The sequence below is a fragment of the Weissella muntiaci genome (assembly GCF_008107635.1).
In the GTDB taxonomy this organism is placed as follows: domain Bacteria; phylum Bacillota; class Bacilli; order Lactobacillales; family Lactobacillaceae; genus Weissella; species Weissella muntiaci.
Genome location: NZ_SDGZ01000015.1, coordinates 259,324 through 286,025 on the forward strand (window position 1 = coordinate 259,324; position 26,702 = coordinate 286,025).

The following is a 26,702-nucleotide window of genomic DNA, read 5'->3' on the forward strand; positions in this document are numbered from 1 at the left end:
AACTCCATCCTTCCGAGTAATTAATTAATTTCCTTGATTTCATTGTATTTCGCTATATAAGCCTGGGCGTTCCTCGTCAATCCAGCCCAATCTTCACGATCAGCCGGTTTTAACAAACTACCACCAACACCGACAGCAACTACGCCAGCGTCGAACCACTCTGACATATTATCCAAATTAACACCACCAGTCGGCATAACGTTTAGTTGAGGCATCGGTGCTTTGACTGCCTTAACCATTGCTGGTGATGCTTCTGACCCAGGGAAAAGCTTTACAATATCGACTCCGTACTCCAAGGCAGAACGCATCTCAGTAATCGTCATCGCTCCAGCCATGTATGGAATTTGGTAAAGGTTTGCAATTTTAGCAGTTTCAACATCAAACGATGGTGAAACTAGGAACTCTGCCCCAGCCATAATTGCGAGCCGTGCTGTAATGGCATCCAATACCGTTCCAGCCCCCACAACAACATCGGTTCCAGCATATTGATTAACTAATTTTTCAATAACCTGATCAGCTTGAGGGACTGTAAAAGTCAATTCAATCCCCGTGATGCCCCCAGCTACCAGTGCTTCAACAATTCGCTCTGCCATCGCCGCTGAACTTGCCCGAACAACTGCAATCACTCCAGCCTGTTCAACTTTATTCAAAATCTTTACGCGCTTCATAATTTCCTCTTCTCAATTCCAAAAATTTCACTACCACTTATTTAGCTAACTTGAACTTCAAGCTTATTCGTTCTCGTTAGGTACTTGTAATACCACATCGTTATCATTGGCGTCAGAATCGCAGTGACGATAACCGATGTCGCAACAATCGCGGTCGCCGATGTCGCAGTCGCTTGATAAGTCGCATCAGCAAGCGCAATCGTTGCCGGAACAGTCACAGCCGCCCCAGCTGTTGATGAGGCTGCCAAACCAGCCAGTCCATCAGAACCACCAATATATACATCAGCAAGCCAAACAACTAGTCCAGAGAAGATCACAACTGCGATTCCCATGACAATTCCTGTAAAGCCAGACTCCACAATCATGCCAAGATTCATACTGAATCCAAGTGTAAAGGCAAAAAATGGTACCAAGGGTCCTGCAAGCGGTGCAAACATCTTTCTGATATCAGCATCCAATGTTCCCAGAAGAATTCCTAATACATAAGGTACTAGTGTTGAGACCAACGCCTGCCATGGGAAGGAACCCAACCCAGCTGCGCCAAGGGTGATCATCGTGAAAAAGGGACCTGATTCAATTGAAAAGAAAGGATATGAAGCAACATCAATCTTACGATCCAAGGGTTCCAAAAGAGCAACTAATAGACCGCCATTTGTTGCATTAAAGGCTGCAATAATTGCCAAAACTGACAGTCCCTTAAACAAACCTGACTGCACACCATTAACTGGTAAAAACTTACTTGCAATAATTCCTAAAATGGCCGCGAAAATAACCTTGGACAAGAGAATAGTGACCCCTTTACGTGCAATCCGGGGTGTTGAACGAACATCTAACCCCGTGCCTAGAGCAAAGAAAAAGATGAATAAAATAACACTCGTTCCACCCATATAAGCACCAGTCATACCGCCTAAACTCGTCGCCGAATTTGGGAAAAGGGTATGAATAATTGCCCCGATCAATAATGGCACGACCATCATACCGCCTGGGATCTTCTCAATTGACTTCTTAATTCTCATAATATTTCACCTATAATTAGTTCACATTTTGTCTCACAAAACTTTCAAATATCTATTCCTGATTTAGCTCTAAGGATTATCGAACTAAGTAACCACCATCAATTGGTAGGATAGTTCCTGTAATATAGTTTGATGCCGCTGAGGCTAGGAACACAATTCCACCCATTAGCTCTTTAGTCTCGCCCCAGTGTCCTGCGGCAATCCGGTTCAAGATCTCGGCATTTCGAGCTTCATCGGCCCGGATCGGTGCTGTATTTGATGTCGCGATATACCCTGGTGCAATCGCATTTACTTGTACATTAAAGGCTGATGCTTCAGACGCCAGTGCCTTTGTAAGTCCTGCTACCCCATGCTTAGAGGCTGTATATGATGGCACAAACTTGCCACCAAAATACGACAACATCGATGCAATATTGATAATCTTCCCTGACTCTTGCTTAGCAAAAACTGGTAATACAGCCATCGACAAATGATAGACTGCATTCAAATTAATATTCATCACCGCGTCCCAATCGGCATCCTTTGACTCCAAAAGTGGATTGCGACGAATCATTCCTGCATTGTTAACCAATATGTCAATGCGTTGAAAGGTCTTCAAAGCGTTTTTTACAACTGATTCGGCGGCGCTGTCCTTAGTTAAATCGACTTGTTCAAATTCAACGCGCCGTCCTTTACTCTCAACCAGTGCCCGAGTTTCATCCCAGCCTTCTTGAGCAAAGGTTGGTACATAAATATCAGCCCCCGCCTCTGCTAGAGCAACAACATATGCCTGGCCCAAGCCAGTGTTGCCACCAGTCACAATTGCCACTTTGTTCGTTAAACCAAAGAAATCCATCTTGAAGGACTTCAGTTCCTTTGCCCGTGCTGCAACTTCCTCAGCCGGTTCAAAATATTCTGCCATTACATTTGGCCTCCCCATTCATCAATTAAAGATTTGCAAACAATTCTTACTTCAAGTCGTGCATATCAACGATATCCATATCGTCATAAGTGATATTCTCGCCACACATTGCCCAAATAAATGTATATGAGCCAGTCGCAACACCTGAATGAATCGACCATGAAGGGTTCGAAACGGCCTGTTCTGGTTCTAGGAAGATATGCTTTGTTTCATCGGGTGTTCCGATGAAGTGTACTGCACGTGTATCTTTGTCTTCAAAATCAAAATACATGTAAGCTTCCATGCGACGCATATGAGTATGCGCGGGCATCGTATTCCATGATGATCCTGGTGCAAGAACTGTATATCCCATTTGCAGTTGATTTACTTCAACTTGATTTGGATGGATATATTGGAAAATCTGACGTTTGTTCATATGTGCCTGATCTCCCGGTGTTAATGGTGTGATGTCCTCAATTGAGATCTTCTTTGAAGGGAAGGTCTTATGCGCCGGTGCCGAAGCAACATAGAACTTAGCTGGATTTTCAGGGTCAACTGACTCAAAAATCACTTCTTTAGTCCCCATTCCAACGTAATAGCCATCCTGTTTCTTCATATCCGACTTTTTCCCGTCGACAGTTACGACCCCTGCGCCACCAATATTAATAAAACCTAATTCACGTCGTTCTAAGAAAAATTCAACCCCTAGTTCCTCACTGAGAACAATTTCCAAAGGCTCAGTCGTTGGAGTTACGCCACCATAAATCAAGCGATCATTCATTGTGTAGGTCAACAAAATGTCACCTGGTACAAAAACTTTCTCCATCAAAAACTCTTCGCGTAATTCGGCAGTTGAATAATGTTCAATATCCTTTGGTGAATGAGCGTATTGCGTGTGCATCTTAAAAGTCATCGTTCCGTCTCCGTTTCTTATTTGGAAATATCTTTTCTCTTTTGTTACGAGATTAATTTAGCATTAGTTTTTATTTTTGTAAACGACTTTGTGTACTTTTTATTTTGCGTCAGGTGTATCGGCTTATTGAATAACTCCACTTTGCGATATAGATAGTATTCCCGCTTTTTAATCATTGTTAATGTTTTATACAGAAGCGCTTTCATTTGCATACTCGGTTTTTCGCAAAAAAAAGGATGTTTTACTTTCAAAGTAAAACATCCTTTTTCAATATTTCAGTAAAAATTTATTTATCTTCAAAATTATTTAGCCACAATGCTCGTGCTGAGTTCACCAAATAATATTGCTTGATACCGACAAGGCAAAGCCATTGTCAACTACATGCTTATCAGACGGTATCATACTGAGACAAAATCGATTTTCCTATTCTATATCAATCAAATTATCGTTTCATGTGAAACATGAAGCCATGATTAACGGACTCCATATTGCTGTAACTCAGTTGATGTAGGGTCTATTCCGACCCAACCGGCCCCTATTTGACTAGGAGCGTCTAAAACAACAGCTGGCTTGTGATCGAAATATAATTCCCAACTTTGATTGCCACCAAAATTATATTCAGGAGCCAGGTTGTTTACCACTCCTCTATCACGAACATTGTATATTGAGCCATCGGCAAAATAGACTCTAAACCCACCAGCTATTTCCTCCATATGATCAAAATTTGGTGTCGTCGTACCTGAATTATAGTAAATTGTTTTTTCAATACCATAAACAAGCATCCTGCGCGCCTCAATCATTGATTTCTCTTGCGCTGTGACCGGACTGCCCTGATTAACTTGCGTACTCGATTCCTGACTCTCCGCCGTCACACTTTTTGTTTCGCTAGCCACCGTCGCTGATGATACATTCTTAGATGAGCTTTTCTTGCTTACAGAGCTCTTTTTTATACTTGCTGTAGAGCTCTTCTTCTGAGAAGTCTTTTGTGCCTCTTGCTGACCTTCCTTGCCATGTTGCAAGGCAAACCCACTGATGATCCCTATAACAACGATAACACCTAATGCAGCAAACAAAATCTTTTTAAGATTACTATTTGGCTTCCCCGTGCCTTTATTGCTACGTGTTTCGTTCTCTTTATCATTACCCATCATACTCGACCCCTTCAATATTTGTTATTCAAACTTAAATATACCCCTTAAACCCCTATATAAGAAGCAATAATTGTCGCATTCGATATACAATATTCCACACCATGTTAACTAAATCACTTGTCACCTTAGATTGTTGATTTGATACATGAAAAAAACTGTCTGTCGAATAGAATTCCAACAAACAGTCTCTTAAGTCTAATTCACAGGCACATCCTGCAAGGTCCAACCGATTTCGCCAGTGTAATCTCCGACCTTTGTATTCAAAGCCTTCGAGATGTTAATAAACAAACCAGTATCTTGGTTGTTCCAACTATCATTTACAGTTACATTCTCATCAGATGTAGTTTCGTGTTCCATAATCACTGTATCTTGTTGCCCCAGCAGATGATCATTACCAGACTCTTTAAAAGTAATTACATCTACTAGTTGATCAACCCCATTACTTAATTCATTTACCATCCGTGCCACGATCCGCCAACTCTTCCCAGTTCCCCTGGTGTCCGCCACAGTCAGACTTGAATTAGTGTTCTCGGCCGCCGAATGATCAATATTCTTACTTGATAGGGCATGCGATCCAAAGGTCACCGTTGCAAGTTGGTCAATCCAGTTTAATCCACCGATAATCTGGTACTTTGTAGCACCTTTTAACTCAGCATCATGCACCGTTGTATCTTCATCTGGTGTCCGGTTGCCATTTTGATCAGTCGCAACCACACGTACATAGTCACCTGTCTCAAGTCCAGCAATTCTCCCTATATTAAAATCACCCTCAGCGTCAGCCACCGCTTGATTGCTTACGACAACCCAAGTTGTTCCACCATCATGGCTAACTTCCGCTGACACTTTTGCTCCAGCTTCAGTTTTACCGACAATTTCGGCATTACTAGTTGCTGAGCTCGACAATGTGACAGGTGCTGGTGGCGTCTTATCGGTAACATCGGCGGTTACCGCGTCTTCGAAGCCGGCATACTTACCATAAAAGCTCAGCAGATCACCACCATTACTGGTTGCCCTTTGGAAATAACTTCCATTCAACGTAACATAGCCCGCATCATCCGTGGCTAGGGTGTCTGCAACCCCTGTTGAATCTTGTAGGTCAACAGCCACTTGATCCTTAACTGCCCAAATTATCTGATACGTCAACCCACCTGTATTTGGATCAATTTTCCCTGAGGCAGGCAATTGGCCCATTGAGACACGTGCACGAACAACCTTATCAGTATCCCAGATGAGAGCGTTCTGCTCAGTGCCACCACCTTCAAGCGGATTTGTTGTGTTAGGCGTACTTGCCCACGGTTGGACATTAATCTTTAACGGATCATTTAAGCCAGCAATCCGTGCTGTTGAATTATTTTTATAATTACTAGCTAAAGTTGCATTTGACGATTGCACTCCATTTGCCGCTGTATAACTAAAATCCTCGACCTTTTCGTAGGCCGATGACGCGGCACTAGTTAATGTATTCTTCCCGTTATCCCACAACGTAACATTCGTGTTTTTGATACCAAAGGTTCCCCGGGTCAGGTTCACCGCTGCATTATTACCAGCTCCTTGATTATTGATATCAAAAGTTTTTGGATTGTTTAGCGTGAGATATTGGTTTGTGTTATATCCGGTCATTTGAATCAATGGAACACCCGTATTTTGCGTCCCAACAACGTATAACGTTCCAGTTGGTTCTACTAGTATCCCTTGATTTCCGCCGTTAGCAGTTGTATTTGAATAATCAATTACTGGGGTTGTCCCACCACTAGTATTTGAAGATACTAACATCGTTGCATTATTTTTTACAATATAGTGTCCCGCCGTATCATTCAAATACCAATTGATTCCGGCCGATCCGCCATTTAGGTTGAACGTGGCGCCACTGTCTACTAGAACCTCTCCAAAATGGTAATAAATATGGGGATAGATGTTACTCTTACGGTAGTTTATCAACGTCACATTTGCATTTTGACCAATCGTAATGTTACCTTGTGCCGCAGTTGATGTCATATACCAGGTTGAAACCCCTCCCGCGCCACTTGTTGAAGACTCACCGTTTGAGTTCGAACTGGCATTGGACACACCATAATAGTTACAGTTAGGGGCGACATCAATACTTTGTGCACCGACGATATTCTCATAGTTGGTCTGAATATCAATATTACCACTCAGCTTAACCTTGGCACCTCCCACGGTCATGAAGCGCTGACCAGCCGTAAACCCTTGTGAATAGGATAAATTCTCCATGTCAATTGTCCAATTGCTAGAACGACTAGCTTCATTGGTGTAAATAAATCCTTCTACGCCACTTCCGGCAGTTGCCGTTAATTTAATATCATGGACTTTAAATACAGGATTATCGATCCCTGCTGCATTATTTAAATCAAATGAGTGTGAGGCATCGGTTCCAGCGTTATAGTCAATTCCATAACCATTTCCATCTAGCTCAATACTAGCTGTTCTAACATTCGTCCCAGCACTTGTACTGACAATGTTTTGCGATAACGTAATTTTGGTCACATTACTATTGTTCCACGCGGCCACTAACTCTGGCCAACTAGCTACACTAACCTCGTCAGCTTGAATCCTTTGCCCGAATAATAGAAAACCCATTATTACGCCAAATACTAACACCAAAAAATTTCGCATCCTAGCCCCTCCCCAAAAGAAATTATTCTAATCACAAACTTAGATCAATTAAGTAAATTCATTTCTTGTCACTATTAGTCTATGCTTTATTGTTGCCAAGAAATGGAATGCTTATTGCGGTAACTTTGAATATAAAAAGAATATTTTGAGAAGGCTTTCACTGGTAAAATGTTGGCGTTTTGGATTATTTATGAATAAAAGGATGATCATTAAGCATTCAGCCTAATAATCACCCTTCTCAATCTACATTCATTTAATCAGTCGATTTATCTCTGAGACCTGCTTTCTAAATACATAAATCGACAAACCGACATTCAATGCATAAATTAACACCGTTGCTATCAGCATTTGCTCAAGCCCGCGAATTGTCAGCCAATCAAAACCCAGATCCACTGAATTAAAGGCCATGTTTGCTGAATAAATCAAAACCACGACAAATAAAAAGTGCAGTCCATATAATATTGTTCGGGGCGTTTTGTCAAAATGATCAAAAACCATTACCGAAATGCCAATTATTCCCCATAAGATCAAAGATGCCGCCAACCCGCTGCGGCTGGTTTCAACATAGCCTGTAAATACACTCACAAGCATTTGTGAAAACGACCCAAAGATCATCCCCACAACAAAGTGCCTTAGAATTTGTCTAATCATACCGTAATTCCTCCAATTGAGCCTTTAACGATGATAGATAACGTCTTGATATCTCGACTTCTTTACCACCAGCCAAAACCGCCACAGCGTTACCCCAAACGATCTTAACCTCTTTTAGCAAACGCAATTGAATGGCGGACGATCTGCTTACTTGAACAAAATACTTGTCTAATTTTGCCATAAAGCTAGCTAAGGTACTTCTAATTTCATAAGTGTCCGTGCTTGTCTCAATCTGAAGGTTATTTTTCTGGACTTGAATTGCAACTATGTCATGCATATAGATTCGAACATGACGTCCATTAAGCCGATCTGTAATTTGTAAAACCGGTTGTTCATAGTCAGAGATAAATTCAAAAAATTTATCCGCTTCTACCTGTGTTATGTTCGCTCGCAGTACAATATCCCATTCTGGAACATTTTCAGATTCAAATCGAAATTTCATTCCCTATTCCTCAGCTGTGTAATAGCAATAAGTATCACACTAGCCAACAATAATATCAAACTAATATTTGTAGTACTAAGTACCTGATTTCCCCATTTAACAGACATCCCCAGGAACTCCTTTGTAGTCAAATCCACCTTAGTCGTAACCAATGCATTCCGGAATAAGCTTGCTGATAAGAATCCTGGCCAGTATTTCATTATATGTTGTGCAACTGCCGGAACTGCTCCAAAGGGCATATAAGCCCCTACTAAGAAGCCACTCAGTACATTCAACGTTGTGCTGACTCCGCTAAAACTGCCTTCATTGTGTACAAACAATAGTACAATCCCATTAATTCCAACGGAAATCACGGTACTTAGTAAAATTATTGGAAGGACTTTCATCAAATTCGAGAAATGAAAGGTCATTTGACCCTGAAGATAAAAGAAGGTCACATAAACCGCCAAAATGACCACTGTCATGATAAATCCCACAATGCCACTGGCAATTAAATAACTTGAATTCAACTTACGTTCACTAACACCGTTAATAAAAAATGCTGCTCGTTGCCCTTTCGCTTCATCAAAGACCTTGATTCCCAAAACGGTGAAAGAAGTCGTCAATGCGGCCACGGATAATGCTCCACCAAGTAGCCATTGATTTAGCATTGTCGTCTGATGTTGAAAACTGGCGACCAGGTTGTATTGAATAAATAACTCATAGAGCCCTAAGACCAATAGTGGGCTAAATAAAGACCAAAATACAGTTGATTTATTTTGAAAATATAAGCGTAAATTTCGTTCAACCAATGCAATCATGCTCGCACCTCTTTTCCTGTTAGCGTAACAAATACATCATCCAATGTTCCTTGGCGATATGAAAATTTATTTACTTTCTGCTTGATTAATTCTTTTAGCATCGCTTGAGTATCATCAATCAAGTATTGATCAGCTTGTTTAACCCAGTGCACTGGCGCAATGAAATGACCATCAAAAACTGTTAATAAATTTGTCGTATACTGCTCCTCAAGTTCCGCCGCACTACCCTGTGCCAAAATCTCCCCTCGATCTAGGATATAAATCTGATCAGACTGTTCGGCCTCTTCCAAGTAGTGTGTCGTTAAGAATACAGTCATCTCTTGATCACGCCGCAATTCTGCTAATGCCTCCCAGATCAAGGACCTTGTTTGAATATCAAGCGCCGTAGTTGGTTCGTCTAAGAATAGAATTTTAGGCCTACTTAATAGCGCATTTACGATATCAACTCGTCGCCTTTGGCCGCCTGACAGTTTCCCAACCTTTCGATTACCCAATGCCTTCAATTGAAATGTTTCAATCATCTTCTGCGTATATTGATCACTAGCATGTACCAATCTCTGGGTGAGCAATAAATTCTGATTAACTGTCAATTCTTTACTCAACACTGATTTTTGAAAAACTAGTCCAATTGCTTCTCGTGCCTGCTTCTTTTGTTTTTCAATGTCAAAACCATTAATCTCAACTTTCCCTGCTGTCATCTTATCAAGGGTCGTTAACATGTTAATCGCGGTTGATTTACCCGCACCATTTGGTCCCAGAAAGGCAATAAACTTTCCTGCCTCAATTTCAAGATTCACATCTTTAACAGCTGTGAAATCGCCGAATCGCTTTGTTAGTCCTTTTGCACGTATCGCTGTAGCCATTATTTAACGCTCCTTTATCCGTTATCGAGTTAAGCTCTCTTTATTGTTATTAACTATAAAAGGTTGGCGTTGATTATTCAGCATTAACTGGCTAAGCGGTTCATATATTGTGACAAGTGGTCTTTTCCACTAAAAAAGCGTTAATCCGTCCGATGTAACAGATTAACGCCTATGATTTAAGATTCAATTTTACGATGATTAATTTCTAGAGATAGTGCCACCAACACGAATAGAGCAAAAATTATTGAGATACCAATATGAACATCGTTGATCACGCCAACGAACTGCGATGCATGTTTCCGATGCGCATATTCATATAGCAAACCTGCGATACTTGTTCGATGTGCATAACTCAAAGTGAGGAATAATATCCAAATTACAGATTGCATCGCCAAGCCACCCACTGCAAGCAATCGTGGCGCAAAATGATAAATTGATGCTTCCGACAAATGATCAACCTCCAGCAATTCTTGATTAACACTTCGATTGATCAAAACCGCCGCAACTCTAAGCAACAATACTCCCACTAACAACATTACTGGTTGGAAGATAACAAGCAAACCAACTAAGATCAGGATATAAGGTACATATCCAGTTAATCCTCCTGGCAATATTCGCTGCAATATCTTTTCTATCGGTCCCGCCAATAAGGGCGCCAAAACGTACATTGCAACAACCCATGCATAATCCGGATTCCCCGGTAACAAGAAAATGTACATCGTTATATACACAGCAATGAAGTCAATACACATTCCGCGTAAAGATGCCTTTATATAGAGAAATCTGGGAATTCGCAATTGCTTGTCAAAACCTCGCCTTAGCGTATAACCAAAGATAACCGGTAGAATTATTAAAATTCCAAGAATACTCAATAGTAAGGCTGCTAGGTTTCCTTCATTCCTAATAACCCTTAAGGATAAAATATCCGCGAACAATAAAAGCGTGATAACAATGTTTAAATAGTTCAGTTCAAGCTTTTGCCAATTTACGGCTCTAACGGGTTCCCATACTGGACTGGCAATCGCTCCCAATAACCCTAAAATCAGATAAAATGCGTAAACAATAAAAGAAATGTAAATATACTTTTGTCCGAGAAAGGCAATAATGACCAATAAGACAATCAGGAGCGGAAACTGCATCAACATGACCAAACGTTTACTCTTAATGGCATTATTCTTAATTCTTTGATTAAGGGCTCTGACAGCCGGTGGTACCAGTGCAGATCCAATTCCAATTCCGATCGCCCCAATGTCCCAGAAGACGGCCCAATAACTTCCAAAGATTCCAATAATTGCCCCAGCAATACTGACACAGTAGCCGATTACCAATAACGGTTCAATCTGAACCTTATAACCTGCTAGGAGAAATAGAACCGAACGCCTGAAGGCATAAAAAAGCACAAAGGGAATCGCATTTAGAATGGTCGGACCCTGTCGTAATATAATCTGCGATAGCAACAGGAATGACAGCATGTTCAACGTGAAACTACTGGTATTAAGCAGTAAAGCTGAACTTTCCTTTAAATATGTTTTAATCTTCAACACAATTTCCCCCTGGGTTATGCATTTTTAATAAATAACGGCCTTGCCTGTTTTCACTATCAGTTTGGTTAATAAGCTCATCCCAATACAGAGCATGGCACATCAAAATAGACGTATTCAAAAATAGCATATTTTTATATCAACCAGAACCATCCCTAACATAAAATTAATCTGTCTTTAAGAGCCAGGTCGTTAATCTAAACGCTAATGTCCATCAGTTTACTCCGGAATTATTTACCGAAGCTTCATATCAGAATGTCTAGTCGTTACTTGCTTCAAAACGTACTTCTCGAATCCACGGACGGTCCGATAATTCATTTTCTGTAATAACTTGATGTACCGTCATCTGGGCCTCTGGTAAGAACATCGTTGGTTCAGGAGCAACCGGAATGAACTTTGCTTGCAAGGTCTCATCACCATCGGCCATCAGTTCACCTTCAATTAATTCTACTTCAAAGCCGATCGAAATATTTTCCTGTGCATCCCCCCAGGAGTTTTTCTCAAATATTTTAGTAGCAAGTCCGAGCTGTCTAGTAACTTTTACCTTTAGACCGGTCTCTTCTAAAAACTCCCGCTCAATTGCCTGAGTAGGGCTCTCGCCATATTCAACAAATCCCGACACAAACGCCCAACCTTCCGTGATGTCTGCGCGTTGTTCCAATAATATTTTTGTCCGTTCTTTATTCCACAAAACACCGAATACAATCACAAAGATCATTCCCTCATGACCAACCTTTTCTCGCATCCGTGCAATATAATTTTTATCAGCCATCTTAATAACTCCTCTGTTGACTATCTTAGCGATTGTTCCACATGAAACCAAGTAAAAAGGTCATCAATCTATTGACTGATGACCTAAAAACTTACTTATCTATCATAACTTAATGTAAGAACTGAATTAGAATACCGGCAATTACTAAGATAATTGCACCACCCAATCGGTTACCCATTTGAGCAAACGCAATCAAGTTCATCCGCTTTGAAGCTGACAAAACGGCAACGTTTCCAGTACCACCCATACTATTATTAATTAGTCCTGCGGTAATTGAAGACTCCAATGGATATAGTCCAAATAACTTACCAAAGATTGCACTAGCAACTGTAATCACAATGATACTTGTTAGAACCAAGACCACAAATTGCCAAGTCAAGGCCTTTGCCAACAATCCCAAGTTCAACATTGCAATTCCGATTCCAGCCAGAACCGCATGTGTCAAGTTGCTAACTACTAGCTGGTTGAACATTACTGCTGAATCCTCATAATACTCTGGCAATAGATTAAAGGCCTTGCAAATGATTACCAAGATAATAATAAAGGCATACGTGTGGATCTTAGGGAAGATCGCGTTGAAGATTGTTCCTGCCATAAAGAAGGTCAATGCTAACATTAAACCAACACCCATTTGGGTGATGTCCAAATTAATTGCTCGTGGCTTAGTGTACTTAGGATCAATTTCCATTAGGACGCCGTGACCATCAGCCTTTGTGTCCTTACCGAATTTAGCTAACAGAGCTGCACCGATAATTGCAAAGACATTTCCCAAAGCTGAAGCAGGAATTAATTGTGAAATCATGCTAGCGGAACTTTGTCCCAAAGCATGTCCATAAATACTTGATAATGGCACTACTCCGGCACCGATTCCACCAGCCATCATTGGCAAAGATACGAACATTACGGAATGACCGAAGCCATAACCAATTAATGTTCCAACCAAGCCAACCGCGAAGAAGGCAAAGATCATTGAAATTAATGCAACTGGGATAAAACGCACAGCAGCTCTAAGCAAAAGCGTCCGATTCATACCAAGAATTGAGCCAACAATTAATGCCGCAATATAGAAATCTAGGAAACCTGCGCCACTAATAAATGATGATGTATTGCTGACAACGTCTGCTGGAATAACCCCAAAGGTTGCCATTGCGGCAGCTGCAAAAATTGTAAATACTGACCCACCACCAAGGTAAGTATTAATAATCGGAATTCGCTCACCAATAAAGTAAAATAGATGTCCCAGAAGGACCAATAATAGAGTGATTCCTAAAATACCGCCGGGTAGCTTATGCATATAAGTTACCACAGCCAAAACTACTAACATAATCAGGTACATCCAGAGAGCGACACCACTAATTTTTACATTCCAAACTGAAGTGCGCTTTGCCTTGGTTGCCTGCTTCGCCTCATGATCCATAACTTAAAAAACTTCACTTTCTAAAACTAATAATTACTTGTACTCTGGGTACCACTTGTTATCTGCAACAGCTTGCTTTGCATCACTAATTGGCTCACGATTCAAACCTTGAGCAACAACGCTTTCGGCGGTTGCTTCAGCAACAATTTGTGAGAACTTTGTTAGATCTGAAACGGGTGGCAATACAGCCGCACCAGCTACAGTTGGATCAACTAGTCCACCCAAAGCGTGGATGGCAGCTGAAATTGTCTCTTGCGTTAGCAACTTAGCAGTTGAAGCAACTAATCCAAAGCCAAGTCCAGGGTAGATCAAAGCGTTATTTCCTTGACCAATATGGTATGTCGTTCCTTGGTAATCCACATTCTCAGCAGGAATACCAGTTGCGATCAAAGCCTTACCATCAGTCCACTTAATGATATCTTCGGCAGTTGCCTCAGCTAACTTTGTTGGATTTGATAGTGGGAAGATAATTGGACGCTCAGTATGAGCGGCCATTTCCTTGATTAACTCTTCAGTAAATGAACCTGGTTGTGTTGATGTTCCTACCAAAACAGTTGGATGAACCGCCTTAATTACAGCCGTCAAGTTCGTCAACTCATCAGCATTGCTAAACTCGCTACGCTCACGTGTGAATAGCTTTTGTGCTGGAGTCAAGTCTGGAGTGTCGTTGAACAACAAACCTTGCTTATCAACCAAATAGAAGTGCTTACGAGCTTCGTCTTCACTCAAGCCTTCTTGCAAAAGCTCGTTGAAGATTTGCTTAGCGATTCCCATTCCGGCACTACCGGCACCGAAGGTAACAAACTTTTGATCCTTCAAATCAGCCTTTGAGATGTTCAAAGCACCAAAGATTCCAGCAAGCACGATCATTCCAGTTCCCTGAATATCATCATTGAAGGTTGCAATCTTGTCTTCATACTTATCCAAAATCACTTGAGCATTGTCACGACCGAAATCTTCCCAATGCAACAGTGCTTCTGGGAACAATGTTTGCTCAGCACCCACAAACTTATCAATAAATTCAAGATAATCGTCACCAGCAATTCGAGCGTGACGGTTACCTAGGTACAAGTCATCATTTATCAATGCTTGATTGTTCGTACCTGCATCGATGCTAACTGGCAAAACTTGTTCAGGGTTAATTCCAGCAGCGGCTGTATAAACCATCAACTTTCCAATAGCGATATCAACACCATTAACACCCCAGTCACCCATACCAAGGATTCCCTCAGCATCAGTCACTACAATCAAGCGAATGTCACGACCAGCGGCCGCATTCTTCAATGTTGCTTCGATATCTGCTGGACGATCTACAGATAAGAAAGCTGCATTTTGTGGGTTGAAGTAAAGCTCATTATATTGCTCAATCGCATCAGCCACTACTGGATCATAAACGATTGGCATAAATTCAACCACGTGTTGGTCCATCAAATGGAAGAACAATGTTACATTTTCGTTGAACAAGTTCATCAAGAAGATTCGCTTCTCAAGTGGTGTAGCCTTTGTTTGGAACTGTGCGTATACTTGCTCAGCTTGCTCCTCAATTGTTTGAACCTTACTTGGCAAAGCTCCCACTAGTCCAAGCGCTTGGCGCTCCTCATTCGTAAAGGCGGTACCTTTATTTAAAAATGGGTTACGTAGAATTTCATATCCATTCGACATCTTATTTACTTCCTTCATATTTAAAGATTTATTCGCTTCCTAAAAAGAACACTATCGACTATAATAGTCAGATAATTACATAGTCAACTTCTTACAAACCTATAAATAAAATTTATATAGCGACCACAAACCTTATTACAGAGGGAGCATCACATGCAGATTCATGATTTGGAATATTATCAACAGTTAGTTATTCAAAAAAACTTTTCTAAAGTTGCCAAATTTTTTGAAGTTAGTCAACCGACAATCAGTAGCGCCATCAAAAGACTAGAGGATGAATTTGCCACTAAACTGGTTATTCGTGGTAACTCGCAAAAAGAGTTAATCTTCACAACAACCGGTGAACAGCTCTATCAACACGCAAAAGTGATTCTAAACGAGCTCAACACTGCCAAAAACGAAATCAAACGCATGAACACTCGTACACTACTGTTGGGGCTGCCACCGATTATCGAGAGTGTTTATTTTGCCAAAATTGCCAAAACCTTAATGCGCGATGATTTTATTGAGAACATCACGACAGTTGAAGCCGGCTCAAACAGCCTTAGGAGCTCGCTTAATAACGGTGAGATTGACATTGCTTTGCTTGGATCAATTGGTGACCAATCAGAATCGATCCTCGTGACCCATGAATTCGCCAAAAGCAACTTTTCAGTATTCGTTGCTAGTAGCAACCCTCTGGCTCAGAAAAAAGCGCTTTATTTTAGCGAATTGCATCAAGAGAAATTTGTTATGTTCAAATCTAGTTTCGTCCATACTGAGGCACTAAAAATTTTGGCAAAAAATGCCCATTTCACCCCTGAAGTCCAGTTCAAATCTAATGATCTACATTTTCTAATGAACATGATCGGCGAAGATGTCGGCGTATCAATTCTCGCTGATGTCGTCGATCCGGCTCGTGATGACATTGTCGCAATTCCTTTATTAGACGATAATCAACCCCAGTTCCATGCTAGTATCGCCTACCGTAAGAATCACATTTTGACACCGCAAGAGGCTCGCCTCCTTTCAATTTTAACCAGCGAATTATAGTAAAACAAAAGGCAGTGGTTTAAAAACCACTGCCCTTTTCTTTATGATTCAGTTTCATTCGGATGGGTTGCCGCAAAAGCTTCCTTTACAGACCAGTAGATAATATCATCACCTTGAAAATCACGGAAGGTAACTTCAACACCTAGATCAGCCAATTTCTTGGCGAATTTACGTTTTGCCGGCAATGCCAGTACGACCCGATACTCCTCACCCTTACTCTTAGCCTTCTCAGGTAATACCTTCGCCGATATAAAGAGATCCCCCGCATCGAAGAAACGCATCTCACGGATCTCGTCCATTTTCTCACGGACCTTCATCTCTTGCTGATTAATTAATTGTCCACGCTTAACTGCGTCGTTTTTTTCATAAATTGGATTTTTCTTTTCTATCAATCGAATAATAAATCGCATTACATCAAAATCACGATCAAATCGATAAAACCGTTCGTCAACAGCCATGTTTCTCAACTTTCTATATATAGAATAACTTTGTATTTTAGGTTATCTCTACCTTATCAAAATCTCGAAGCTTTGGCTATGCAACCGAGCCTCAACTTGTTCCACGTGAAACAGGATCAGCAAGCAAAAAAGACGAACTAAACTACCGTCCGTCTCCTTTAACCCCTGCATCTAGTTATCTAAATCGTTCAGAACGCCATTAGCCCATGCAACATAATTGGTTTCACGTTCAATTGCCCGCGTCAAAATCAGATAGTGTCCATAATTACCAGCAATTTGGTCTGCCTCACTAAATAAATCAGTAAAGCGTCCCTGCAAATGATGCAACTTTTCCACATGTAGTTTCACATCAGCGATGATCATAGCTCTTAGCTCTGGTGCCTGACGCTCCTGAACAAAATAAAGCTTCAACGATGTCAATGCGCTATTCTGCTCTGTAACAGGCTCTTGCAACCAGGCCTCCAAATCTGCCTTACCAATACTCGTGATCTCGTAAACGACTGTCTTAGCATTTGTTTGATTCGGAACAATCGAAACACGTCCCTCATCGGTCATCTTTTGTAGCTCTGGATATAGTTGACTATGCGCAACCGTCCAAAACTCACTAATTTCGTTTTGAAATTCGTCCAAAACGATCTTACCGGTACTCGCGCCGCGCTTATTTAAAACCCCTAAAATAATAAATGGCAAAATCCTTGGTCTTGGCATATTGCCTTACCGTACAATTCGCCGATAATCGGCATCAAAATAACGTCCTTCACGAATGTCGGCCGGCATTCCAGCATAAGGAGCCTCAGCAATTACGTCCTCATTATCAATTCCCGCATCACCCATATAAGTGATTTTTGCAAACTCAGGTACGACTAGCTTTGGATAAGTTTCATACTTTTCACGTGCAGCTTCCATTTCATCAATATGCTCGTTTTGGAAGGTCACTGTAATTTCAGGATGCTCCTCAACCCACTTTGGGAAGAAGATCGTTCCGTGCAACTTTTGCTCATTTGGCATAAAATCTAGCGCAACATCTGTGCCCGTTGGCTCCGTCCACGTGATCTTGTATACACCCTCCGTCAACATTACGATGTCAGCCTCCTGATCCTTAACCCAGCGACCGGCAACCATTCCACCATGGATGCGATAGTCCACAGTATGATCATTCTTAGCGTACCATTCGTACTCCCAACCATTGTCATATGTGTAAACAAAATGTGTTCCAACAAAATCTGCTAATGTCTTAAATGTTTTAGTCATTTTTCTTTATGCTCCTTTTTTGTACATCTCTAATATATGTCGTTATCGACACATAGTCAAGAGATAAAAAAAGGATACTTGAATGTATCCTCCCAGCACCTCATTATCGATGCTCGCTTCGATATGTAATCATTTGTTGAATTAATTCCACTGGTAAGGGTCGTTCATACGGAAATTGAATTGCCCCCTTGCTTGTCTTATAAGACACCAGCTCATCCCTAAAATGCGTAATCACATCTGGAGTCGGATAAAAACCAAGATGCTTCTTCATCCCAGCAAAATGAATCAAATTACCATGTTCGAAAAAGGTTGGCATGCCATAACTAATCTTTTCATCCGCCGTTGGCAGTAATTGCTTACTTAATCGGTACATCTTATTCAAGTAAGGTTGTTGTTCCATTGGTGCTTGGTCAATAAAATCAGTAATAATTGTCATTGCTAATCCCTCACTAATCTTTGCCTACTTAGGCCGTTGATCATATGCCCGTTTTGACTTATAACCAGCAGCCAAAATCAACTTCATCTGCTCAATATGCCGCGTCTTAGTCTCCACTGCTTTTGCTCCAAAGATATAACGAGCCCATTCGCGTTGATAACCAGGCGTCAACTCTTCAAAAAAGACCTTAGTCTCAGGTGCTTCATTCAACAAAGCAATCGTTGCCGGAATATCCATCTCATACTCAGCCAGCGTTTTTGCCATAATTGCATCCCCCATATTATTGTTTACTACATATTATGTACTCCATTTGAACCAAGCACAATCCAAACGAATCTAATCCTTTACAACTCAACAAGTGATTCTGTTACGGCTGTATCACCCACCAACAAATAACATACTGCTACATATTTCAATATCTGCATAATAAAGTGATCAATATAGCAACATTTTTGTGATTCCTTTGAATAAGTCCTAGTTCAAAACACGTCCCGAAATTGAGCATTGTAACGATTCACAATCCACCATGAAAACATATAGGATTTAATCCTGCCAATTACTAAAATAGCACGTTTGCCTGCGCAGCTTGTCCTCACTGGTTTTTGTGCTATACATAGCACGTTACACCTTGTAAGGTATTGTGTTTATAATCTTGATTTCTCACTATATGATTGACAGTCAGCTCTTTCCTCTGTATGATTTAGCCATTACAGTTTTCTGTTCACAGATAGCAAAATGAATTTCCTGGCTTAATCTTAGCGAGTCCATGGTTGGTGGAAATGGATATTAAGTGGAAATTTTGGCGTTGCTTGTTAATGTATAACCTATATATTTTAAATTAAGTTGCTCATTCCATTCGGACTGAGAAATAGGGTGGAACCGCGTGAATAACGTCCCTATGTCAAATAATTTGGCATGGGGACTTTTTGTGTATCGCCATGTCGGGAGGCCTCTTATGGAAGAAAACAATCAACAAGAACTTTCGCGTGGTTTGAAATCACGCCACATTCAAATGATCGCTATTGGTGGAGCTATCGGTACCGGATTATTCTTGGGATCTGGATCAGCGATCCGCTTGGCTGGTCCCTCTCTTATCCTTGCATATATAATCACCGGCTTTTTCGCATATCTAATGATGCGAGCAATTGGTGAGCTACTGCTTTCCAATACCAATATGCGATCATTCATTGACTTCGTTCGCGAATATTTGGGAGAAAAATGGGAGTTTGCAATCGGCTGGGCCTATTGGTTAAGTTGGGCAAGTCTGGCAATGGCCGATCTAACTGCTACCGGAATTTATCTACGATACTGGTTTCCTAGCCTTCCCCAATGGGTAACGCCCTTAATTGTGATTATCGCCTTAGTCGCCATGAACCTTGTTAATGTTCGCTGGTTTGGCGAACTCGAGTCTGGCTTTGCATCGATTAAAATCTTTGCAATCCTGGCTTTAATAATTATTGGAATTATTATGCTATTAACCGGCTTCAAGAGCGGTGACTCAACCGCCACATTGGCTAACCTGGTTAATCACGGTGGTTTCTTCGCGACCGGTCTCCATGGCTTTATCCTCGCTTTTCCAATGGTTATCTTCGCTTTCACCGGTATCGAGATGGTTGGATTAACGGCCGGCGAGACTGAGAATCCTGAAAAGGACCTACCTAAAGCAATCAATTCAGTTCCTTTACGTGTTGGTTTATTTTACGTTGGTGCCATGGTAATCATCATGTCGATCTACCCTTGGCAAAACATTAACGCAAACCAGTCACCATTTGTTCAGGTCTTCTCAGGTATGGGTATCAGTTTCGCCGCAACGATTGTGAATTTCATCGTTCTTACTGCCGCTTTGTCGGCTGCCAATTCAGCAATCTTCTCAACCAGCCGTACACTATATGTACTAGCTAAAAACAAACAAGCTCCTAGTTTCTTCGGTAAGATTTCAAGACAACAAGTTCCGGTGAACGGTTTAGTCGTCTCATCAGCAATCTTCCTAGGTGCAGTCTTATTGAATTACTTTTATCCTTCACAAGTTTTCACTCTAATTACCGGAGTTGCTACTATGAGCTTCATCTTTGTTTGGATCATTTTAATTGTTACCCATTTGCGTTATAAAAAGTCCATTGGGAGCACTACTTCGAGCAACTTCAAAATGCCGCTATATCCGCTAAGTGATTACGTTACGATTGCATTCTTCGTCGGGATTTTAATCATTCTAGTGCTCGATCCGGCAACACAAATCTCAGTTATTGCAACCGTAATCTTCTTTATTGCAATGGTTGGTGGTTACTCATTATTAAGCTGGAATAAAAGAAATTAAAAAAGAGGCAATTGGAATTTTGGTCCAATTGCCTCTTTTAATTTTAAAGGCACCCTAGTATTTACTAGAGTGCCTTTATTTTTAATTAGTAGCCGAACTAAAGAAATTCTTGCTTTGGTCGTTAATATTAGTCTGTGCACTCTTTGAGCCCCAGAACGGTACCTTAACAACGCCCATCACAGAATCCTTTGTCACAAATCCCCAGTAACGTGAATCATTCGAGACTGAGCGATGATCACCCAACACGAAATATTGTCCCTTAGGAACAGTTACAGAGATCTTACGTTGCCAGTCCATCTTGCTACCAAGAGCTGCCAAACTAGACCAGTTACCGACGTTATTGACGATATTTGTCGCCTTTTGCTCAGAATCAGGGATGTAGGATTGGTCAACAACCTTGTTATTAACCTTGATCACACCGTTTTCAGCACTAACCGTATCTCCCGGCATTCCGATAACACGCTTAACATATTCTTTTTTGGCAGTTGCCTCTGGATCTTGTCCATAAGCATCAAAAACGATTACGCTACCACGCTTAATTTTATCGTTATTATAAACCATCACCCATTCATTATTCTTCAAATTGGGCTCCATTGAGGTACCATCAATCCGAACAAATCTGAACCAATAAGTTTTAATAGCGAAAGCCACAGCGATCCCCAAGACAATTGGGATAATCCACGACATGATCTCACGCAATGCTTTCATGTACTCTCTCTCCTTATATCAATACTTAGGTACAGTTTACCATGCCTAGCTTAATAAAACCCCGTCCAAGTGTTTCTTAACGCTTTCTTGAACGCTTAGCTTTTTGAATAGCACGCTCTTGTGCCTTTTGAGCAGCCTTTTTATTTGCACGTTCCTCACGCAACTTAAATGGATTCTGGATAAACCAAGTCTGTCCTGTTTGGAAAGCATTTGAAATTACCCAGTAAATTGAAAGTGCTGAAGGGAGTTGGAAGGCCATGAAGAAAATAATCACCGGCATAATGTAAGTCATTGATGTCGTCATTCCATTCTTTTCTGGTTGCCCAATCATCACTAAGTATGATGAGGCAAAGGTAAAGAATGCTGCTAGTAGTGGCAAAATGAAGTACGGATCGTTACTTCCTAATTGCGCCCACAGAAATGAACCAACTTGCAATTCCTTGGTTGTCCGAATTGCCTGGTACAAAGCAATCAACACTGGCATTTGAATCAACAGGGGAATAAATGATGCAAATGGATTTACACCCGCCTCTTTATAAAGCGCTGATTGTTCAAGTTGCATCGCCCGCATTGATGCTTGATCCTTTGAAGGATACTTTGCTTGTAGTGCTTTTAATTGTGGCGCAACCTCTTGCATCTTAACCATTGAATTTGTTTGGAAGATCATTAGAGGCAGGATCAACAAACGAATCAACAAAGTAAATACGATGATTCCAAATCCATAACTGCTACCAAACCACTCAGAAACACCCAAGATTGATCGAGCAAAGTTATCAATAATAACCCCTTGCCAAAAGCCAGTTCCAGTTAGGCTACCACTATAAGTAATTGCGGCAATGATCATAACCAGTAACGCAATTACAGCTGTTATGATCGCTGGAATCGAAAACTTTCGTAATTTTTCAGTTTTCTGCATTATTTTTCTCCATAATATTTAGTTTTCTTCTATAAATAAACTTGCTCGTTCGAAGACATGTTCCAAATTCTGCTTGATGATCTTCATATCTACATCGTGCGCCGTTGGACGAGCAATTACCAAAATATCAACATCTTGACGCAACCGTGGCTTAAATTCCAGCACACTTTGTCGAATCCGGCGCTTAACCCATACGCGCTCATGCCCGCGTAAACCAACTTTTTTTGAAACAGATATTCCTAATCTAAAATGCTTTACGTCCTGCCGTTCCATTGTATAAACAACAAACATCTTGTTTGCGAATGAGTTATGCTGTTCAAAAACCTTCTGGAAATCGCGCTCTGACTTTACCCGATAACTCTTACGCATTAATTGCTCCTTGCTTATCTAAAAATTGACAAAAAGAAAACGCGCAGCTCAGCCGAAAAGGCGAACCACGCGTTTTTTATCAGTAATCCTAAAGAAGGACTGGCCTAATTAGGCTGACAATACCTTACGGCCCTTTTGGCGACGACGAGCAAGTACCTTGCGTCCGTTACTAGTGCTCATGCGCTTACGGAAGCCGTGTACGCGCTCACGGTGACGCTTCTTAGGTTGGTATGTACGCTTCATAATGTGACACCTCCCATTCGTAGTTTAATTTGGCCTGCGGTTGGCAAGGCCAAACCACAATTCGGATTCAATCTTACCATATCGAACTATAGAACACAACAATTCTAAAAGCGTTAAACTTTCCTTAATCTTTATTAAGATTGATATTTTAAACAATTTATCCAGAAAGTAACTCTCCGTTATGTTAATAACTTTTAACAGCATAACAGACTGTTATCTGTTTTTCCACATAATCCACAGGTTATCCACATAATCCACACCATGTGAAAATAATCTGTGTATTAACTTGTGGATATGTGGATAACTCAACAAGCGCCTATTTAATCAAGGGTAGATATCCACAATCACTGGGGGAAAAGTAAGTTATCCACGATTTTTACACAATTCGAGCCGTTCCTGTGGATAACTATATTAACATCCCTGTGGAACTCTGGAAAACATTTTCCACAGACTGTGAATATAACCAAAAGTTATCCACCATTATTTAAATATTTGATGCTTATCTGTGGATAACTCACTCAATGATTGCTACAATTAGGCTAACTAAATCAGAATAGGGATTATCTTGGGGAAAATTGCTGATGTTCGTAGTGATTTTCTACTTTTTTACTGTGGATAACTTATTTTGACTTTTATTTTATGGAGTAAGGAGGCTTCCAATGGACCATCTTGAACTTTGGAAAGCCATTAAAGAAACCCTCCGGTCGCAAATTACCGAAGGGTTTACATTTAATAATTTCGTCGAGTCGCTATCACCGTTAATGGTTACAACAGCCAATAACACTACAATGTTATATCTCACCACATCAAGCAGCGAGGTCGCTGATGCATGGAAAGGACAAGAAAGTGTTTACTTCGCTTCTTTTGTCACTGCTGCTATGCAAGCAACCATGAACTTATATGGAACACCCACATTCGTTCAGCCAGTAGTCCAATTTATTGAAGCACAACCGGTAGTCGTTGAGCCAACAGTTGAAGCTGCTAGCAAGCCTACAAGTACGACGAACAGCTTTTCCGTGTCCGCGACTGCATTAAATCCCGAATTCCGCTTTGATACGTTTGTTTCATCTGACACAAACCTCGAAGCTTATTCAGTTGCACAAGCCGTTGCAAAGGACCCTGGCAAACAATGGAATCCATTAATGATTTATGGTGGCGTGGGTCTTGGCAAAACACATTTAATGCAAGCAATTGGTAACTCCGTACTAGAGGCTAATCCCAATGCACGTGTCAAATTCATCACAACTGAAACCTTTATCAATGATTTCACGGAAGCCTTGCGTAAAAGTCAGGATGCCGTTGAACAATTCAAGCGTGAATACCGCTCAGTCGATCTACTATTGGTTGATGATATTCAATTCTTAGCCGATAAAGCGAAAATTCAAGAGGAATTCTTTAATACATTTAATGCTGTTACCGAAGTTAATCATCAAATTGTTATGACTTCTGATAAATTACCTCGTGATATTAAAGGTATCGAGGATCGGCTCGTTTCCAGATTCTCAATGGGTTATTCAGCCAATATCACCAAGCCCGATCTACCAACAAAAGTTGCCATCCTACGTAATAAAGCTGAGCAAGAAGGCCTTCAAATCCCAAATGATGTGATTGATGAAATCGCTGCTTCAGTTGACACAAATGTCCGTGAATTGGAAGGGGTCTTCAATCAAGTTGTTGGTAAACTACGCTTTAGTCCCGAGCCAATGACCGTCGATACAGCTCGTAACATCCTTGACTCGTTAAACTTTAAACGCCAAAGAACTGTTACTATTGAAATGATTCAAGATGAAGTTGCCAAGTATTTTGACATTACTATTGGTGATATCATCGGCAAAAAGCGCAATAAAGAAATTGTTGTACCACGCCAAATCGCTATGTACTTATCTCGCGACATCACCCAGGAGTCTTTGCCACAAATCGGACGTAGTTTCGGCGGAAAAGATCATACAACGGTAATGCACGCCAGCGATAAAATTGTTAATCTGATTTCTGAAGATACAACCCTGGTTCGACAAATCCAAGAAATACGTGAAAACCTGAGCAACTCTTGATAAAGTCGAGAAATTAGCATGTGGATAACTTCTAACTTATCCAAAAGTTATCCACACACTATTCCACATAGACCAAATATTGGTACAATGGTCTATGGAAGGGTTATCCACAGTTTACACAGCCCTTATTATTATTATTATTTTATTTACTTAAATAAATCAGTCATACGACGGGAACATGTTCCCCTTAACTGATAAAAAACTGAGGAGTTCAAAATGCAATTTACAATTAACCGAACAACTTTTATTAAAGCTTTGAATAATGTTAATCGTGCAATTTCATCAAAAACAGCAATGCCTATTTTAAGTGGAATTAAAATGGTACTGGAATCTAACGGTTTAACATTAACGGGATCCAACACCGATATCTCAATTGAGACAACAATTCCAGTCACTGATGATCAAGCTGAATTACAAATTGGCGAGACTGGTTCAATTGTTTTGCCAGCAACATTTTTCACTAATATAGTAAAACGCCTTCCTGGACAAAACTTTTCATTGGCAAACACAACTGGATTTCAAGCCAAAATAACTTCTGAAAATGCAGAATTTGATATTAATGGTCAAGATGCTGCCAATTACCCACATCTACCAGAGGTTGAAATTCAAAATAGTTTGACATTAGCATCTGAAACGTTAGTTGAAGTAATTAATCAAACGGTGATTGCTGTTTCAAAACAATTAAGCCAACCCATTTTAACTGGTGTCCATTTCATCATTGATGGAGGGAATCTAACAGCCGTTGCCACAGATCGTCATCGCTTAGCACAACGAACAGTTGCTCTTGATGGGGATATCAGCGCAAGTGCGGATATTATCGTGCCTGGAGACAGTTTAAATCAGCTACAAGCAATGTTAGTAGAGGTTGAGACCGTTGATGTTCGCGTAGCTGAAAACCAAGTTATTTTCCAGTTAGGAGCAAATACGACCTTTTACTCACGTTTGCTGGAAGGAAACTACCCTGATGCAGCTCGGTTGATTCCAACCGAGAAGCGGACAACGCTAACGATTAATTCACGTGATCTTTTGCAAACGATCGAACGCGCTGCTCTTTTGAGTCATGAAGGACGTTCAAATGTGATCCAATTTACCGTGAACGGAGACCAATCAATGATCTCGTCAAATTCACCAGAGGTTGGTCGTGTTGAAGAACAGATTTTCGCAGCTGAAACAGCTGGCGAGGAGCTGACGATTTCATTTAATCCTGATTATATGCGTGAAGCACTTAAATCATTTGGGGATGAACAAATTCAAATTGGCTTTAAAACAGCCTTGGATCCTTTCACACTTGTTCCCACGAATAACGAAACCAATTTTATTCAGTTGATCACACCAGTTAGAACCTACTAAACTGTCAAAAAAAGCCGAAATTAACGATTTGAGAAAAAATCATTAATTTCGGCTTTTTTGTCGATTTTAAATGAAAGTTGTTTATAGGCGCATATACTACCGAAAAATTGAATATTGGATCAAAAAAGCGTATAATTCTACTTATGTTTGGACTGCATGTCCTA

Annotated in this window: 27 protein-coding genes; 4 read left to right on the top strand and 23 right to left on the bottom strand. The window is 40.7% G+C overall.

Annotation, left to right across the window (positions count from 1 at the left end; translation table 11 throughout):
• Positions 1-20: 20 nt before the first annotated feature.
• The 14 genes from ESZ50_RS07515 to ESZ50_RS07580 form a co-directional block, all read right to left on the bottom strand.
• Positions 21-668 carry a bifunctional 2-keto-4-hydroxyglutarate aldolase/2-keto-3-deoxy-6-phosphogluconate aldolase gene (locus ESZ50_RS07515; RefSeq protein ID WP_148622945.1) on the bottom strand — a complete coding sequence of 216 codons (648 nt, stop codon included), beginning with the start codon at positions 666-668 and terminating at the stop codon, positions 21-23.
• Positions 669-709: 41 nt separating this feature from the next.
• Positions 710-1,684 carry a 2-keto-3-deoxygluconate permease gene (locus tag ESZ50_RS07520; protein ID WP_148622946.1) on the bottom strand — a complete coding sequence of 325 codons (975 nt, stop codon included), beginning with the start codon at positions 1,682-1,684 and terminating at the stop codon, positions 710-712.
• Between the two features lie 76 nt (positions 1,685-1,760).
• Positions 1,761-2,585: a 2-dehydro-3-deoxy-D-gluconate 5-dehydrogenase KduD gene (kduD, locus tag ESZ50_RS07525; RefSeq protein ID WP_148622947.1), complete on the bottom strand. Its 825-nt coding sequence runs from the start codon at positions 2,583-2,585 to the stop codon at positions 1,761-1,763.
• A gap of 46 nt (positions 2,586-2,631) precedes the next feature.
• Entirely contained in the window at positions 2,632-3,477 is an 846-nt protein-coding gene (gene kduI / locus ESZ50_RS07530; protein ID WP_148622948.1) for a 5-dehydro-4-deoxy-D-glucuronate isomerase, read from the bottom strand.
• Positions 3,478-3,950: 473 nt separating this feature from the next.
• The gene (locus ESZ50_RS07535) at positions 3,951-4,628 is read right to left on the bottom strand and encodes a hypothetical protein (RefSeq protein ID WP_148622949.1); all 678 of its coding nucleotides are present in this window, start codon (positions 4,626-4,628) and stop codon (positions 3,951-3,953) included.
• 195 nt (positions 4,629-4,823) lie between these two features.
• Positions 4,824-7,262 (bottom strand): pectate lyase-like adhesive domain-containing protein, encoded by a 2,439-nt coding sequence (locus ESZ50_RS07540; protein ID WP_148622950.1) that lies wholly within the window; start codon positions 7,260-7,262, stop codon positions 4,824-4,826.
• Between the two features lie 249 nt (positions 7,263-7,511).
• Positions 7,512-7,913, bottom strand: coding sequence for a DUF3021 family protein (locus ESZ50_RS07545; RefSeq protein WP_148622951.1), 402 nt, complete (start codon positions 7,911-7,913; stop codon positions 7,512-7,514).
• On the bottom strand, positions 7,906-8,355 hold the full coding sequence (locus ESZ50_RS07550; RefSeq protein ID WP_148622952.1) for a LytTR family DNA-binding domain-containing protein: 450 nt from the start codon (positions 8,353-8,355) through the stop codon (positions 7,906-7,908). Before ESZ50_RS07550 ends, ESZ50_RS07545 begins: the two co-directional genes overlap by 8 nt.
• The gene (locus ESZ50_RS07555) at positions 8,352-9,155 is read right to left on the bottom strand and encodes a YhgE/Pip domain-containing protein (RefSeq protein ID WP_148622953.1); all 804 of its coding nucleotides are present in this window, start codon (positions 9,153-9,155) and stop codon (positions 8,352-8,354) included. Before ESZ50_RS07555 ends, ESZ50_RS07550 begins: the two co-directional genes overlap by 4 nt.
• Positions 9,152-10,018 carry an ABC transporter ATP-binding protein gene (locus ESZ50_RS07560; RefSeq protein ID WP_148622954.1) on the bottom strand — a complete coding sequence of 289 codons (867 nt, stop codon included), beginning with the start codon at positions 10,016-10,018 and terminating at the stop codon, positions 9,152-9,154. The genes ESZ50_RS07555 and ESZ50_RS07560 overlap by 4 nt, the downstream gene beginning before the upstream one ends.
• A 176-nt stretch (positions 10,019-10,194) precedes the next feature.
• Positions 10,195-11,562: a hypothetical protein gene (locus ESZ50_RS07565; RefSeq protein WP_148622955.1), complete on the bottom strand. Its 1,368-nt coding sequence runs from the start codon at positions 11,560-11,562 to the stop codon at positions 10,195-10,197.
• A 256-nt stretch (positions 11,563-11,818) separates the two neighbouring features.
• Complete coding sequence (locus ESZ50_RS07570) at positions 11,819-12,331, bottom strand: NUDIX domain-containing protein (RefSeq protein WP_148622956.1); 513 nt, start codon at positions 12,329-12,331, stop codon at positions 11,819-11,821.
• A 109-nt stretch (positions 12,332-12,440) separates the two neighbouring features.
• Entirely contained in the window at positions 12,441-13,748 is a 1,308-nt protein-coding gene (locus tag ESZ50_RS07575) for a 2-hydroxycarboxylate transporter family protein (RefSeq protein WP_148622957.1), read from the bottom strand.
• A gap of 33 nt (positions 13,749-13,781) precedes the next feature.
• Entirely contained in the window at positions 13,782-15,428 is a 1,647-nt protein-coding gene (locus ESZ50_RS07580) for a malolactic enzyme (RefSeq protein ID WP_148622958.1), read from the bottom strand.
• Positions 15,429-15,563: 135 nt separating this feature from the next.
• Here ESZ50_RS07580 and ESZ50_RS07585 point away from each other — a divergent pair, with 135 nt between their 5' ends.
• Positions 15,564-16,442 carry a LysR family transcriptional regulator gene (locus tag ESZ50_RS07585; RefSeq protein ID WP_148622959.1) on the top strand — a complete coding sequence of 293 codons (879 nt, stop codon included), beginning with the start codon at positions 15,564-15,566 and terminating at the stop codon, positions 16,440-16,442.
• 41 nt (positions 16,443-16,483) lie between these two features.
• On the opposite strand, the gene ESZ50_RS07590 is transcribed toward ESZ50_RS07585, so the two are convergent.
• The 5 genes from ESZ50_RS07590 to ESZ50_RS07610 form a co-directional block, all read right to left on the bottom strand.
• A complete protein-coding gene (locus tag ESZ50_RS07590) occupies positions 16,484-16,900 on the bottom strand; it encodes a hypothetical protein (RefSeq protein WP_148622960.1) in 417 nt (138 codons plus the stop codon).
• Positions 16,901-17,071: 171 nt separating this feature from the next.
• Entirely contained in the window at positions 17,072-17,608 is a 537-nt protein-coding gene (locus ESZ50_RS07595) for a PadR family transcriptional regulator (protein WP_148622961.1), read from the bottom strand.
• A 6-nt stretch (positions 17,609-17,614) separates the two neighbouring features.
• Positions 17,615-18,151, bottom strand: a complete 537-nt coding sequence (locus ESZ50_RS07600) for a phenolic acid decarboxylase (RefSeq protein WP_148622962.1) — start codon at positions 18,149-18,151, stop codon at positions 17,615-17,617.
• Positions 18,152-18,254: 103 nt separating this feature from the next.
• Positions 18,255-18,587 carry an iron chaperone gene (locus tag ESZ50_RS07605; protein WP_148622963.1) on the bottom strand — a complete coding sequence of 111 codons (333 nt, stop codon included), beginning with the start codon at positions 18,585-18,587 and terminating at the stop codon, positions 18,255-18,257.
• Between the two features lie 24 nt (positions 18,588-18,611).
• A complete protein-coding gene (locus ESZ50_RS07610; protein WP_148622964.1) occupies positions 18,612-18,851 on the bottom strand; it encodes a YdeI/OmpD-associated family protein in 240 nt (79 codons plus the stop codon).
• 691 nt (positions 18,852-19,542) lie between these two features.
• Between ESZ50_RS07610 and ESZ50_RS07615 the strand changes: the two genes are divergently transcribed.
• On the top strand, positions 19,543-20,901 hold the full coding sequence (locus ESZ50_RS07615; protein WP_148622965.1) for an amino acid permease: 1,359 nt from the start codon (positions 19,543-19,545) through the stop codon (positions 20,899-20,901).
• Between the two features lie 81 nt (positions 20,902-20,982).
• Here the strand turns inward: ESZ50_RS07615 and lepB are convergent, their stop codons facing one another.
• From lepB to rpmH, 4 genes are all read right to left on the bottom strand, one after another.
• Positions 20,983-21,609 (bottom strand): signal peptidase I, encoded by a 627-nt coding sequence (lepB, locus tag ESZ50_RS07620; protein WP_148622966.1) that lies wholly within the window; start codon positions 21,607-21,609, stop codon positions 20,983-20,985.
• A 76-nt stretch (positions 21,610-21,685) separates the two neighbouring features.
• Positions 21,686-22,525, bottom strand: a complete 840-nt coding sequence (locus ESZ50_RS07625) for a YidC/Oxa1 family membrane protein insertase (RefSeq protein WP_148622967.1) — start codon at positions 22,523-22,525, stop codon at positions 21,686-21,688.
• A gap of 18 nt (positions 22,526-22,543) precedes the next feature.
• A complete protein-coding gene (gene rnpA / locus ESZ50_RS07630; RefSeq protein WP_148622968.1) occupies positions 22,544-22,894 on the bottom strand; it encodes a ribonuclease P protein component in 351 nt (116 codons plus the stop codon).
• Positions 22,895-23,002: 108 nt separating this feature from the next.
• Entirely contained in the window at positions 23,003-23,137 is a 135-nt protein-coding gene (gene rpmH, locus ESZ50_RS07635; protein WP_002828338.1) for a 50S ribosomal protein L34, read from the bottom strand.
• 659 nt (positions 23,138-23,796) lie between these two features.
• Here rpmH and dnaA point away from each other — a divergent pair.
• Positions 23,797-25,188, top strand: coding sequence for a chromosomal replication initiator protein DnaA (gene dnaA, locus ESZ50_RS07640; RefSeq protein ID WP_148622969.1), 1,392 nt, complete (start codon positions 23,797-23,799; stop codon positions 25,186-25,188).
• 216 nt (positions 25,189-25,404) lie between these two features.
• Positions 25,405-26,538, top strand: a complete 1,134-nt coding sequence (dnaN, locus tag ESZ50_RS07645) for a DNA polymerase III subunit beta (protein WP_148622970.1) — start codon at positions 25,405-25,407, stop codon at positions 26,536-26,538.
• The last annotated feature ends 164 nt before the right edge of the window (positions 26,539-26,702 follow it).

Excerpts from the sequence above, each read along its gene's own strand:
- ESZ50_RS07515 (WP_148622945.1), bottom strand. The coding sequence starts at position 668 with ATGAAGCGCGTAAAGATTTTGAATAAAGTTGAACAGGCTGGAGTGATT.
- ESZ50_RS07520 (WP_148622946.1), bottom strand. The coding sequence starts at position 1,684 with ATGAGAATTAAGAAGTCAATTGAGAAGATCCCAGGCGGTATGATGGTC.
- kduD (WP_148622947.1), bottom strand. The coding sequence starts at position 2,585 with ATGGCAGAATATTTTGAACCGGCTGAGGAAGTTGCAGCACGGGCAAAG.
- kduI (WP_148622948.1), bottom strand. The coding sequence starts at position 3,477 with ATGACTTTTAAGATGCACACGCAATACGCTCATTCACCAAAGGATATT.
- ESZ50_RS07535 (WP_148622949.1), bottom strand. The coding sequence starts at position 4,628 with ATGATGGGTAATGATAAAGAGAACGAAACACGTAGCAATAAAGGCACG.
- ESZ50_RS07540 (WP_148622950.1), bottom strand. The coding sequence starts at position 7,262 with ATGCGAAATTTTTTGGTGTTAGTATTTGGCGTAATAATGGGTTTTCTA.
- ESZ50_RS07545 (WP_148622951.1), bottom strand. The coding sequence starts at position 7,913 with ATGATTAGACAAATTCTAAGGCACTTTGTTGTGGGGATGATCTTTGGG.
- ESZ50_RS07550 (WP_148622952.1), bottom strand. The coding sequence starts at position 8,355 with ATGAAATTTCGATTTGAATCTGAAAATGTTCCAGAATGGGATATTGTA.
- ESZ50_RS07555 (WP_148622953.1), bottom strand. The coding sequence starts at position 9,155 with ATGATTGCATTGGTTGAACGAAATTTACGCTTATATTTTCAAAATAAA.
- ESZ50_RS07560 (WP_148622954.1), bottom strand. The coding sequence starts at position 10,018 with ATGGCTACAGCGATACGTGCAAAAGGACTAACAAAGCGATTCGGCGAT.
- ESZ50_RS07570 (WP_148622956.1), bottom strand. The coding sequence starts at position 12,331 with ATGGCTGATAAAAATTATATTGCACGGATGCGAGAAAAGGTTGGTCAT.
- ESZ50_RS07575 (WP_148622957.1), bottom strand. The coding sequence starts at position 13,748 with ATGGATCATGAGGCGAAGCAGGCAACCAAGGCAAAGCGCACTTCAGTT.
- ESZ50_RS07580 (WP_148622958.1), bottom strand. The coding sequence starts at position 15,428 with ATGAAGGAAGTAAATAAGATGTCGAATGGATATGAAATTCTACGTAAC.
- ESZ50_RS07585 (WP_148622959.1), top strand. The coding sequence starts at position 15,564 with ATGCAGATTCATGATTTGGAATATTATCAACAGTTAGTTATTCAAAAA.
- ESZ50_RS07590 (WP_148622960.1), bottom strand. The coding sequence starts at position 16,900 with ATGGCTGTTGACGAACGGTTTTATCGATTTGATCGTGATTTTGATGTA.
- ESZ50_RS07595 (WP_148622961.1), bottom strand. The coding sequence starts at position 17,608 with ATGCCAAGACCAAGGATTTTGCCATTTATTATTTTAGGGGTTTTAAAT.
- ESZ50_RS07600 (WP_148622962.1), bottom strand. The coding sequence starts at position 18,151 with ATGACTAAAACATTTAAGACATTAGCAGATTTTGTTGGAACACATTTT.
- ESZ50_RS07605 (WP_148622963.1), bottom strand. The coding sequence starts at position 18,587 with ATGACAATTATTACTGATTTTATTGACCAAGCACCAATGGAACAACAA.
- ESZ50_RS07610 (WP_148622964.1), bottom strand. The coding sequence starts at position 18,851 with ATGGCAAAAACGCTGGCTGAGTATGAGATGGATATTCCGGCAACGATT.
- ESZ50_RS07615 (WP_148622965.1), top strand. The coding sequence starts at position 19,543 with ATGGAAGAAAACAATCAACAAGAACTTTCGCGTGGTTTGAAATCACGC.
- lepB (WP_148622966.1), bottom strand. The coding sequence starts at position 21,609 with ATGAAAGCATTGCGTGAGATCATGTCGTGGATTATCCCAATTGTCTTG.
- ESZ50_RS07625 (WP_148622967.1), bottom strand. The coding sequence starts at position 22,525 with ATGCAGAAAACTGAAAAATTACGAAAGTTTTCGATTCCAGCGATCATA.
- rnpA (WP_148622968.1), bottom strand. The coding sequence starts at position 22,894 with ATGCGTAAGAGTTATCGGGTAAAGTCAGAGCGCGATTTCCAGAAGGTT.
- rpmH (WP_002828338.1), bottom strand. The coding sequence starts at position 23,137 with ATGAAGCGTACATACCAACCTAAGAAGCGTCACCGTGAGCGCGTACAC.
- dnaA (WP_148622969.1), top strand. The coding sequence starts at position 23,797 with ATGGACCATCTTGAACTTTGGAAAGCCATTAAAGAAACCCTCCGGTCG.
- dnaN (WP_148622970.1), top strand. The coding sequence starts at position 25,405 with ATGCAATTTACAATTAACCGAACAACTTTTATTAAAGCTTTGAATAAT.